Below are 10,436 nucleotides of genomic sequence, written 5' to 3'. Positions count from 1 at the left end.
AGGCCCCCGTCTTGACCGACAACCCCTTACTGTCGCCGCGACCTTGAGACGGCGACGTTTTTTTTCCGCTTTTGGGCGCCCAGGCACCAGAAGGGGGAAGACGGCACAACAAAAGCGCTGGCCCGGGGCGGCTATGCGGTTTAAGATGCGCGATTATCGAACAACCCGCGCGAACCGCTCAAATGGACGTCCCTTCCCCCAGCAGCCCTGGCCAGGCATCGGCCGCCACCGTTCGCGTGGCTCGCCCTCAGGCCGATCTTCTGAACAGTTTCTCCGGCGACCCCAATTTCATGCTGTCGCTGGCACGCGGCCTGAGCGTGCTGGAGGCCTTCTCCGAGCGTAAGCGCCCGCTCACCATCTCCCAGGTGGCCCAGCGCACCCAGCTCTCGCGGGCTTCGGTGCGGCGCTGCCTGTACACGCTGGAACAGCTCGGCTATGTCAGCCAGCAGAACGGCCAGTTCGCGCTGCGCCCCCGGGTACTGCACCTTGGCCATGCGTATTTTTCGTCGACCTCGCTGGTTTCGCTGGCGCAGCCGATCCTCGACGGTCTCAGCGCGCGCATCCAGCAAACCTCGGCGCTGGCCATCCTGGATGACACCGACATCCTTTACCTGGTGCGCTCGGAGGTGCAGCGTGTGCTCACTTATTCGCTGGGCATGGGAAGCCGGCTGCCGGCCTATTGCACCTCGATCGGCCGCCTGCTGCTGGCCCATCTCGCCGCGCCCGCGCTGGAAGACTTCTTCGACCACGTCGACCTGCGCCCGCGCACCCTGCAGACCAAGATCTCGCGCCCCGAGCTGGAAGCCAGTTTTGCGCATGCGCGCGAGCTGGATTACGTGCTGATCGACGAAGAGCTGGAGCCCGGCCTGCGCGCCATCGCGGTGCCGGTGCGGGCGATCTCCGGCAGCGTGATCGCCGGCATCAGCGTCAGCGTGCGCGCGGCGCAGGTATCCGAAGCCGAGATGATCTCGCGGCTGCTGCCGCCGATGCGGGAGGCCGCGGCCGCGATCGGCAAGCTGATCGCCGCCTGAGCCGGCGTACCCGGTACAGGCCGCCGAACCTGGCGGCCCGTACCGGGCGAGCCTGGTCTCATTGCTGTTTCAGACGAAGTCAGACAAGGAACGGCCAGAACATGGCGCAACGCTCATCCAATCCCCTGGCAGGCAAGGGGATGCGCTTTGTCCGGCGCGTCCATGCCATGCGCTCCATCGGGCTAGCCGTCGGATTCTTCGCGGTTGCGGCCGCCATGCTGGAGGGCGGTGCGCCACGCTGGCTGCTGGCGCTGGTCTTCGTGCATGGCTTTGCCTGGCCGCATCTGGCCGCCTGGTGGGCAAGCCGCAGCGAGGTGCCCTATCTCGCCGAGATCCGCAACATGATGATCGACGCGCTGCTGGGCGGCCTGTGGGTGGCGGGCATGAAGTTCAATCTGCTGCCGAGCGTGTTGATCCTGTCGATGATGAGCATGAACAATGTCGCCGCAGGCGGCACCCGCCTGATGCTGCGCGGCCTGGGCTGGCACCTGGCAGGCGCGCTGGCCGGCATGCTGGTCTTCGGCGCAGCCTGGCATCCGCAGGCCAGCCTCGCCACCATCGCGGCCAGCATGCCCATGCTGGTGCTCTACCCGCTGGCGCTGGGACGCACCACGTACAGCATCTCCCAGCGCCTGGCCGCGCACGGCAAGGAGATGGAAGCCAACAGCCGCCTGGACGGGCTGACCGGCGTGCTCAACCGCGGCTACTGGGAGGCCATGCTGGCCGCCGAGTTCCAGGCTTGCAAGAGCGGCCGCCGCAGCACCGCCAGCCTGGTGCTGCTCGACATCGACCATTTCAAGCAGCTCAACGATGTCCACGGCCACCTGGCCGGCGACGAGGCGCTCAAGGCCTTCGCCGCGCTGGTGATGCGGCATGCTGCGCATCACAACGCATCCTGCCAGCCTGGGCGCCAGGGCCGCGGCGAGACCCGCCAATGCCTGGTCGGGCGCTACGGCGGCGAGGAGTTCGGCGTGCTGCTCGGCGGCGCCAGCCTGACGCAGGCCGTGGAAATGGCCGAGCGCCTGTCGCGCGCCCTTCAGCAGGACGCCTCGGCCGGCGCGGAGATCGCCGCCTTGCGAGGCCATACGGCCAGCGTGGGCGTAGCCGCCTTCGATCCCGGCATGGAAGGCCACCACGACTGGCTGGCGCAGACCGACCGGGCGCTCTACGAGGCCAAGCGGGCCGGCCGCAACCGGATCCGCATCGCCGCAGGCTGAGCCGGCAGGAACAGGGCGGCGGGACCGGGCAGCGCCCCGGAGCAGCTCAACGCAGCAGCCTGCCCGGCCCAAGCATGGCTTCGGTCAGCCCGAAATCCGCGATACGCTGCGGCAGGGGCTTGCCCTGTACCAGCGCCGCGCAGGCCTCGCCCATCGCGGCCGAGGTCTGGATGCCGTAGCCGCCTTGCGCGGCCACCCAGAAAAATCCATCGGCCTGGTCGTCGAAACCGCCAACCAGGTCGCCATCCGCCACGAACGAGCGCAGGCCCGCCCAGATACGCGCGGGGCGGCGGATGGAGAGCGTGGTCATATCCTCGATATGGTGGATGCCCAATGCGATATCCAGCTCCTCGGGTTGCACATCGTGCGGCGGCACGGGGTCGGCATTGGCGGGCGAGCCCAGCAGCATGCCGGCATCGGGCTTGAGGTACCAGGTCTCGTCGAAGCAGACGAACATGGGCCAGTGCGCGATCTCCACCGCATCGGGCGGCGCGAACACGAAGGCCGAGCGGCGCTTCGGCGTGAGCCCCAGCGGCCTGACCCCGGCCAGCCCCGCCACCACGTCGCACCAGGCGCCGGCCGCGTTGACCAGCACCGGTGCGCGGTAGGCACGCCCGCCCGCCTGCACTTCCCACACGCCCTGGCTGCGCGCGATCGCGGTGACCTCGGCATTGCACACCAGGGTGCCGCCGCGCTGCCGCATGCCGCGCAGGTAGCCCTGGTGCAGGCTGTGCACGTCCATGTCGGCGGCATCGGGTTCGAGCACGGCGCCGAGCACCTTGTCGGCGCGCAGCACCGGCACCAGTTCGCAGGTGGCGGCGCGATCCAGCCGCTGCGCACGCGCGCCAAGCGCGCCCAGCGCCTCGAAATGCCGGTCGAGTTCGGCGGCCTCGCCCGGCTTGCCCACTGTCATGGCACCACGCGGACTGAGGACGGGATGCTCGGTAAAACCGTCCGGCGGCGCATCCAGGAAGGCACGGCTGGCCATGGTGAGCGCGCGCACCTGCGGCGTGCCATAGCTCTCCATGAACAGCGCGGCCGAACGGCCCGTGGAGTGGTAGCCGGGGTGTTCCTCGCGTTCGAGCACGATCACGCGCCCGGTCCGGGCCAGCCAGTAGGCCAGCGAAGCGCCGGCAATGCCGCCGCCGACAATCAGGAAATCCGCGGAATCGTATGCCGCCATCGAAGCCCTCCTTCATCCTTGCGCATGCCGCGCGCCGGGAAGCCCGGACGCGGCGGAACCGATGGCGGATAGCGTACCCCAGATTTTGCGTATACGCAAAAAAGCGTGAAATCAGGCACGGCAGGGAGGGGCCGGGTGCGCGCCCGGGGCAAGCGCCCGCGGTACCGGAAGCGCCGATGGCGCTGCGGGGCCGCGCATACCGGCAAAGCCACGACGAAGGGCAGGGAAGATGCCGGAGACCGGGGGACAGACTGGCGCTGATGGGAGCAGCGGGCGCCGGAAGCGGGCCGTCGGCGGACGGCTCGCCTGCGCCGGGGTCACTCAACCCCGGCTGGCAAGCTCCAGGGCGAACACCAGACGCTGCAGGAAGTTTTCCATGCGGCCGTCGAGGTTGGAGAAGGCGCAGCCGAAATGGTGGATGGCGCTGTCGTCGCGCCCGGCCAGCCAATGGCCCACCACTTGCAGGCTCAGTTCGAGCTTGCCCAGCGACCCGAAATCCAGCTTCACCCCCGATATGGTGGTGCCCACCGGCAAGTGTGTAGCGTCCACGGTCTTCGAGCGCAAGCCCACGCCCGAGAGCGAGAGATCGGCGATATCGAGCTTGAGCACGGTGCCGTCGACCATCCTGATGGTGCAGACATAGCCCTTGGTCACCAGCGTGCGCGCCCGGAAATGGCGGCGGCGCTGGAAATGATAGAGCTTTTCGGGAAAGGGCGCGGTGAAGGCCGGGCCGCCCTGGAACTGGGTGGCCTCGGGCGCGCCGATCACAAAGTTCACCGGCACGCCGCGCAGCGACGCCGAAAAGGCATTCTCGCTGGAAGCCAGCAGCGCCTGCCGCTCGGGCTCGGTACGGCACCAGTCGAAGACAAAGGTCCGGCTGGACGGATCCACATGCAGCACCGTGGTAACCATCTCGTGGGCGGTACGCGCGCGCACGTTCAGGCTGCACTTCTGCCAGGCGAGATCGCGCAGCACCGTGCCGATCTGCGAGGAATGGGTGAGGCGATAGCGGTCGTCCGGCAACGCACCCGCGTCAAGCTCGGATTGCTCCGTGGATTCTTGGAGACTCATGAAATCACGCAAACGTCTGAGAGGCCTGCGTCGCACCGGGCTGGCTTGCGACGGGGAAATCGGGTTGACCGCGAACTGGGGGCGCGGCCAGCGCCGCATGTTAAGCGCGGCGACTATCGCTGCGCAAGCTCTAGTTTGGACAACGGCGAAGTGTGGCAAAACTTGAGCCAGACTTCCGTGGGGTAGCCCACCGGCGCGGATTCGCGCCTCCAGCATCACTCCGGCCTGGGCGCCCTGGCGAGCCTGGCGATCTTCGGTGCCTTTGCGCGCCCTTGCCGCTCCACGCCACCCTTGGGGCCCGCGCGCCCGCTTGCCGCCCGCCGCCGCGCGGCGACCCCTGCGGGATCGGCGCCAAGCGATGCCTGCGCCTCGCGGCACAACCAGTCGCGTACCGCGCGGCGGCGCTCGTCGTGCTCGAAGGCCACCGGCGACAGCAGATGATAGGAAGAGCCGTCGCGCACGAAGCCCAGCGGCGCGGCCATGCGCCCGTCGGCGATCTCGTCGGCCACCATCAGCCGCGAGGCCACGGTACAGCCAAGCCCGGCGGCGGCAGCCTGGATGGTCAGGTAGAAATGCTCGTACCAGGCATCGGCGCCGAAGCGCTGCGTGCTGCCGGCGGCCTGCGCCCAGCGCCGCCAGGCGTCCGGTCGCGAGCGCGTGTGCAGCCGGTCCAGCGAAGCCAGGGCCACCGCGCGCGGCCCCGGGCCGGCCCGGCACACCACGCCCATCCACTCCTCGGCCACCTCGTACGCATGCAGTTGCGGCCCGAAATGGAAGTCGTTGCGGCGCAGCGCGAGATCGACGCCGCTGCGCGCGAAGTCGACCGGGCCGCCGGCGGCCATCAGGTGCAGCGTGATGTCCGGATGGGCGTCGGTAAAGCGCGGTAGCCGCGGGATCAGCCAGCGCATGGCAATGGTGGGCTCGCACGACAGCACCAGCGCCCTTTGCTGCCCGTGCGCGCGGATACGCTCCGCCGCCATGGCGAGGACTTCCAGCGACTGGGCGGCGGCGGCATGCAGGATGCGTCCGGCCTCGGTCAGGAAGACGGCGCGGTTGCGGCGCTCGAACAGCGCCACGCCGAGCGCCTCCTCGAGCTGGCGGATCTGGCGGCTGACCGCACCATGGGTCAGGTGCAGTTCGTCCGCCGCCCGCATGAAGCTCTGGTGGCGCGCGGCCGCCTCGAAGAATCTGATGCCGCCAAGCCAATGCATGATGCGCCCCCCCGGTACCGTTGCCTTATATGTCAGTTTTCCTGACGGATTTGCACCAGTATAAATCGGTTGTTGCCGGCGAAGCCGGCTCGGAAAATAGCATCCTTCCGGCTTCAATGCGCTACGTGCAGCGACACTGCCAGCGCTGCCATCGCAGCCATAACCGTCAGAGATACTCATACATACGATATGCACTCCCTCACCGAACTGCTGGCCGTCGCCACCATCACCGTGCTCGCTGTCGTCAGCCCCGGCCCGGACTTCGCCATGGTGATGCGCAACAGCTACCTGCATGGCCGCCGCGCCGGCCTGCTGTGCGCGTTCGGCATTGCGCTGGGCGTGCAGGTGCACGTGTTCTATACGATGTTCGGCGTGGCGCTGCTGATGGAGCACGCCCACGGCCTGCTGAGCCTGGTCAAGATCCTTGGCGCCGCCTACCTGATCTGGATCGGCATCCGGACCTTGCGCAAGCGCGCGCCCGAGCCCGCCGCAATGGCCGGCGCGCCGGCCGCCGCGGCACCGGCGCTGACATCGCCGGGCGCGCTCAAGATGGGCTTTCTCACCAATGCGCTCAACCCCAAGACCACGCTGTTCGTGGTCAGCACGTACACCCAGGTGGTGCACGCGCAGACACCGTTGCCGGTGCAGTTCGGCTATGGCCTGTTCATGTCGCTGGCGCACCTGGCGTGGTTCAGCCTGATTGCATGCTGCTTCACCACGCCCGCCCTGCGCGCCGCCATGCTGCGACGCCAGCGATGGCTGGACCGGGTGATCGGCACGGTGCTGCTGGGGCTGGGGATCGGGCTGGGCGTCGGCAATCTTGCATGATGGGATCCGACCGGTTTGCTCTGGTACGCTCCGATGTGTTCCATCGCGCCGCGCCCGCCGCGAAGCCGGCCCGGTGCCGTTTTTGAATGCCGCGCGATGCTGCCCGAGATCCCCTCGAACAGGGCATGTTCTTCGCTGCCTTTTACTTTTACTGTCGGAGCCCTTTCTTGCCCGCACCATCCAAATTGCTTTTCTTACCCGGCGCATCCGGTGACACGCGGTTCTGGCAGCCTCTGGCAGACCGGCTCTCGCACCCCGCCGCCAGGACAGTGATCGGATATCCGGGGTTTGGCCCCGAGCCGCCATCCCCGGAAGTCAGCGGGTTCGACGATCTCGTGGCGAGGGTGGTGAAGGAGATCGATCAGCCGACAGCCTTGATCGCGCAGTCCATGGGGGGCGCCATTGCCATGCGCGTAGCGCTCGAGCGGCCAGGGCTGGTGACACATCTCGTGCTTTCGGTGACGTCCGGCGGGATCGATACCAAAGGCTTGGGCGCGGCGGATTGGCGCATCGGCTTCAGCGAGGCCAATCCGCAATTACCGGATTGGTTTGTGTCCTTCAATTCGGATCTTGGCGCGGAACTCGGCAAGATCTCCGCCCCGGTCTTGTTGCTGTGGGGTGACGCGGACCCGATCAGTCCGGTGGCGGTCGGCCAGCGGCTCCTGGCACTCCTGCCAGACGCGGAATTGCATGTCGTCAGCGGCGGCAATCACGATCTGGCGAATGTCCACGCGCGGCATCTGGCGCCCATGGTCGATGCGCATCTGGCCAAGCCCTCACTCGCGGATCGCTGAGCGGCGGCTTGCCGAAGCGCATTTCGCCGTATCCGCCATCCGCGCGGACATCCCGCGCGCACCGGCAAGCGGCATCGAACCAGCCTAACGCCCGCTCGCACCCAACGCATAGGCACGGCGGCACAGATGCTGCGCGCCTGAAGGGTGCAGGTGGCTCTGGTAAAGGATGAAACGCTCGACCAGCCAGGGCGCGCACGCCAGCCCCGTCTGCGAGACGCGCCATGACTGCAGCACGGCGTCCGGCACCGCCGGCGTGCAGCGGGCCAGCGTGATGTGGGGCTGGAAGCGTGGCGGCGAGTGCCGCATTGCGGTGTTCTCCTCGGGCTCGGAGCCGCTGGCCGCCACTGCCCGCTCCACGCTCGCATGCAGGTCGTCGAGCGCCGGGCTGGACGCTACGCCGGCCCACAACACGCTCGCGCGCCGCCCGCGGAAATAGCCGGCCTCTTGCACGGCGAGCGGGAAGGAGGCACATGACACCGCGCCCAGCGCCTGTTCGACGCGAACCGCCGCCATCTCATCCTGCTCGCCAAGGAAATGCAGTGTCAGGTGGATCTGGTGCGCCGCCGCCGGCCGGACTCCCGCCGCGCGCGGCACGCGTGCCAGCAGCGCGTCTGCCAGCGCCGGCGGGATTTCAATGGCGACGAACAGGCGTGCCATCGCCCTCACCTCCCCTGGCAGCCCTGCGCCGCCTCCCGGCACTGCGGGTCAGGGGCAGCCGCACGATGCCCCTCACTCGAACGCCAGCGCCGACTGGCGCAAGATGGGCAACGCCATCGCCGCTGCCGTGCCTTCCAGCCGCAGCAGCGCGCGCTTGCGGTCGGTGCCGCCGGCGTAGCCGGTAAGGTCGCCGCTGGCGCCCAGCACGCGGTGGCAGGGCACGATCACCGACAAGGGGTTGCGCCCCACCGCGCCGCCAACCGCGCGCGCATGCGTGGGCGCCAGGCCCAGCCCGGCGGCCAGTTCGCCATAGGAAGTCGTCTCGCCAAAGGGAATGGCGCACAACGCCTGCCAGACCGTGCGCTGGAAGGGGCTGCCGGCCAGCAACATGGGCACCGTGAAGGCTTGCAGGCGTTCGGCGAAGTAGTCCGCCAGTTCGTCGGCGGCCTGCTCGAGGATAGGCTTCGCGGCAGCCGGCACGGCGGCATCCGCCGTGGCCGCCGCCGGGTAGTATTTCTGCCCGGCAAAGAACAGCCCGCTCAGGCGCGCGCCGTCGGCGCGCAGCAGCACTTCGCCCAGCGGGCTGGCGACGATGCGGTAGGCAATCATGATTTGTCCTTGTCCTCGTTCCTGTCGTGCTCGCCGTTCTTGTACTTTGCTTCTTTCTTATCCTGGCCCGGCTTCAGGTCTTCGTAGCGGCGCCACAGATGGATGGCGGCATAGGCCCGCCACGGCGCCCATTGCGCGGCATGCTGGTTCATGCCTCTCACGGTAGCGATGCCGAGCACCTTGCGCAAGGCATAGTCGGTGCCGGGGAACGCGTCCGGCCAGCCGAGCGCGCGCATGGCCACATATTGCGCGGTCCAGTCGCCCACGCCCTCGATCGCCAGCAGGCGCGCCACGGTATCTTCCGGCGCGGCGCTCGGCTCCAGCTTCAGCTCTCCCGACGCCACGCGGCTGGCAATGGCATGGATGGCGCGGCCCTTGGCGAGCGGAATGCCGATCTCGCGCAGGGTTTCCGGCGCCACCCCCGCAAGCGCGGCGGCGCCGGGAAAGCCAAAACGCAGCGCCGGCGAGGGCTGCGCCAGGGCCTGGCCATGCCGCTCGGCCAGCCGCGCCAGCAAGGTGCGGGCATGCTTCACCGAGATCACCTGGCCCACCACGGCGCGCACGGCGATCTCGAAGCCGTCCACCGCGCCGGGCAGGCGCATGCCGGGCGTTTCGGCGGCCAGCGGTCCCAGGTGCTGGTCGACCACATCGGGACGGCAGCCCAGGTCGCACAGCCGCCGCACCCGTCCCAGCGCTTGCGGGATCACGTGCGCCAGCGAGCCGGACAACGTCACCCTGATCACATGGCGGCGCGCCACATGCTCGAGCCGCAGCCAGCCGAGATGCGTGCGGCCGCCGCTATCGATCGCCAGCGTGCGCGCATAGGTGCCGTCGCCGAGCTGCTCGACGCCGTCCACCGCACGCACGCCAAGGAATTGCAGCCACGACGCCCAGGCCATCGGCGGGCGGTATCCCAGTTCGAACACGAGTTCGTCGGCCACATTGTCGGCGGCGCGCTTGCGCATCGCCAGCGGCGTGAGCCCGTAGCGCGTCTTGAGCACGTCGTTGAAGCGCCGCACGCTGCCAAACCCGGCGGCATGCGCCACGTCGGTCACGGTCAGCCCGGTATCGGTCAGCAGGCGCTTGGCCAGCAGCAGCCGCTGGGTCTGCGCATACTCCAGTACCGAAACACCGAACTGCGCGTCGAACAGCCGGCGCAGGTGGCGCTCGGTAATGCCGATGCGCGCGGCCAGCCCGGCCACGCCGGCATCGGCCATGAAGCCTTCGTCGATCAGCGTGGCCGCGGCCTGGGCCAGGCGGCCCGACAGGTCGGCCAGGCCGTGCCCTGGCGCCAGTTCCGGCCGGCAGCGCAGGCAGGGGCGGAAGCCTTGCTTCTCGGCCGCGGCAGCGGTTTCGTAGAAGGAGCAGTTCTCGCGCTTGGGGGTGCGCACGGCGCAGATCGGCCGGCAGTAGACACCGGTGGACGAGACGCCGACGAAGAAGCGTCCGTCGAAGCGGCGGTCATGCGAGGCGACAGCCTTGTAGCAGGTGTCCGGATCGAGTTTCATAGGCGGCATGCTACTCCGTCGGCGGAGCCGGAATAGCTGGATTCGGACATTTGCCTCAGACCGTCGGCAGCATGGGAGAGCCGAATACTCGCAAACTGCACCAAGAATCATCTGAAATGAGAACGCAATGCCACTTCGATGCCCGGCAACGGCTAGAATCAGGCACCCGGGCCGTTCCTGCCGTCGTCTTGCCACCCCGCAGCTCGCCGCGCCAAGGCAGCCATTCCACATTTCGAATTCCGCATGCGTCTCACCTTCAAGCGCCTTTCCTGCCTGCTGGCCCTGACCTTCAGCGTATCCGCCCAGGCCGCGCCCCCCGTGCCTGCC

At 68.6% G+C, this 10,436-nt stretch carries 10 protein-coding genes; 4 read left to right on the top strand and 6 right to left on the bottom strand.

From position 1 onward, the window contains the following. Window positions 1–182 precede the first annotated feature (182 nt). Complete coding sequence (locus P3W85_RS32645) at window positions 183–1,031, top strand: IclR family transcriptional regulator domain-containing protein (protein ID WP_035812530.1); 849 nt, start codon at window positions 183–185, stop codon at window positions 1,029–1,031. Window positions 1,032–1,132: 101 nt separating this feature from the next. Continuing rightward, window positions 1,133–2,248 (top strand): diguanylate cyclase, encoded by a 1,116-nt coding sequence (locus P3W85_RS32640; protein WP_276267803.1) that lies wholly within the window; start codon window positions 1,133–1,135, stop codon window positions 2,246–2,248. Between the two features lie 46 nt (window positions 2,249–2,294). Here the strand turns inward: P3W85_RS32640 and P3W85_RS32635 are convergent, their stop codons facing one another. The 3 genes from P3W85_RS32635 to P3W85_RS32625 all read right to left on the bottom strand — a co-directional run bounded on the left by P3W85_RS32635 (window position 2,295) and on the right by P3W85_RS32625 (window position 5,713). Continuing rightward, entirely contained in the window at window positions 2,295–3,431 is a 1,137-nt protein-coding gene (locus tag P3W85_RS32635) for an NAD(P)/FAD-dependent oxidoreductase (RefSeq protein WP_276267802.1), read from the bottom strand. A gap of 321 nt (window positions 3,432–3,752) precedes the next feature. After that, window positions 3,753–4,502, bottom strand: coding sequence for a flagellar brake protein (locus P3W85_RS32630; protein ID WP_276267800.1), 750 nt, complete (start codon window positions 4,500–4,502; stop codon window positions 3,753–3,755). 215 nt (window positions 4,503–4,717) lie between these two features. After that, the gene (locus P3W85_RS32625) at window positions 4,718–5,713 is read right to left on the bottom strand and encodes a LysR substrate-binding domain-containing protein (protein ID WP_276267799.1); all 996 of its coding nucleotides are present in this window, start codon (window positions 5,711–5,713) and stop codon (window positions 4,718–4,720) included. Window positions 5,714–5,902: 189 nt separating this feature from the next. Here P3W85_RS32625 and P3W85_RS32620 point away from each other — a divergent pair, with 189 nt between their 5' ends. Both P3W85_RS32620 and P3W85_RS32615 read left to right on the top strand, forming a co-directional pair. After that, on the top strand, window positions 5,903–6,541 hold the full coding sequence (locus tag P3W85_RS32620) for a LysE family translocator (protein WP_276267798.1): 639 nt from the start codon (window positions 5,903–5,905) through the stop codon (window positions 6,539–6,541). A gap of 167 nt (window positions 6,542–6,708) precedes the next feature. Further along, on the top strand, window positions 6,709–7,335 hold the full coding sequence (locus P3W85_RS32615) for an alpha/beta fold hydrolase (RefSeq protein ID WP_276267797.1): 627 nt from the start codon (window positions 6,709–6,711) through the stop codon (window positions 7,333–7,335). Window positions 7,336–7,419: 84 nt separating this feature from the next. Here the strand turns inward: P3W85_RS32615 and thpR are convergent, their stop codons facing one another. The 3 genes from thpR to P3W85_RS32600 all read right to left on the bottom strand — a co-directional run bounded on the left by thpR (window position 7,420) and on the right by P3W85_RS32600 (window position 10,109). Then, window positions 7,420–7,992 carry an RNA 2',3'-cyclic phosphodiesterase gene (gene thpR / locus P3W85_RS32610; protein ID WP_276267796.1) on the bottom strand — a complete coding sequence of 191 codons (573 nt, stop codon included), beginning with the start codon at window positions 7,990–7,992 and terminating at the stop codon, window positions 7,420–7,422. A gap of 72 nt (window positions 7,993–8,064) precedes the next feature. Further along, the gene (locus P3W85_RS32605) at window positions 8,065–8,601 is read right to left on the bottom strand and encodes a methylated-DNA--[protein]-cysteine S-methyltransferase (protein ID WP_276267795.1); all 537 of its coding nucleotides are present in this window, start codon (window positions 8,599–8,601) and stop codon (window positions 8,065–8,067) included. Continuing rightward, entirely contained in the window at window positions 8,598–10,109 is a 1,512-nt protein-coding gene (locus P3W85_RS32600) for a DNA-3-methyladenine glycosylase 2 family protein (RefSeq protein ID WP_276267794.1), read from the bottom strand. Before P3W85_RS32600 ends, P3W85_RS32605 begins: the two co-directional genes overlap by 4 nt. Between the last annotated feature and the right edge of the window lie 327 nt (window positions 10,110–10,436).

It is taken from the genome of Cupriavidus basilensis (genome assembly GCF_029335485.1).
Lineage (GTDB): Bacteria > Pseudomonadota > Gammaproteobacteria > Burkholderiales > Burkholderiaceae > Cupriavidus > Cupriavidus basilensis_E.
Note: the sequence above shows the minus strand (reverse complement) of the source record. Positions and strands in the feature narration are given on the sequence as shown.

What these genes read in the sequence shown, in the direction of transcription:
- P3W85_RS32645 (WP_035812530.1), top strand. Translation starts at nt 183, where the DNA reads ATGGACGTCCCTTCCCCCAGCAGCCCTGGCCAGGCATCGGCCGCCACC.
- P3W85_RS32640 (WP_276267803.1), top strand. Translation starts at nt 1,133, where the DNA reads ATGGCGCAACGCTCATCCAATCCCCTGGCAGGCAAGGGGATGCGCTTT.
- P3W85_RS32635 (WP_276267802.1), bottom strand. Translation starts at nt 3,431, where the DNA reads ATGGCGGCATACGATTCCGCGGATTTCCTGATTGTCGGCGGCGGCATT.
- P3W85_RS32630 (WP_276267800.1), bottom strand. Translation starts at nt 4,502, where the DNA reads ATGAGTCTCCAAGAATCCACGGAGCAATCCGAGCTTGACGCGGGTGCG.
- P3W85_RS32625 (WP_276267799.1), bottom strand. Translation starts at nt 5,713, where the DNA reads ATGCATTGGCTTGGCGGCATCAGATTCTTCGAGGCGGCCGCGCGCCAC.
- P3W85_RS32620 (WP_276267798.1), top strand. Translation starts at nt 5,903, where the DNA reads ATGCACTCCCTCACCGAACTGCTGGCCGTCGCCACCATCACCGTGCTC.
- thpR (WP_276267796.1), bottom strand. Translation starts at nt 7,992, where the DNA reads ATGGCACGCCTGTTCGTCGCCATTGAAATCCCGCCGGCGCTGGCAGAC.
- P3W85_RS32605 (WP_276267795.1), bottom strand. Translation starts at nt 8,601, where the DNA reads ATGATTGCCTACCGCATCGTCGCCAGCCCGCTGGGCGAAGTGCTGCTG.
- P3W85_RS32600 (WP_276267794.1), bottom strand. Translation starts at nt 10,109, where the DNA reads ATGAAACTCGATCCGGACACCTGCTACAAGGCTGTCGCCTCGCATGAC.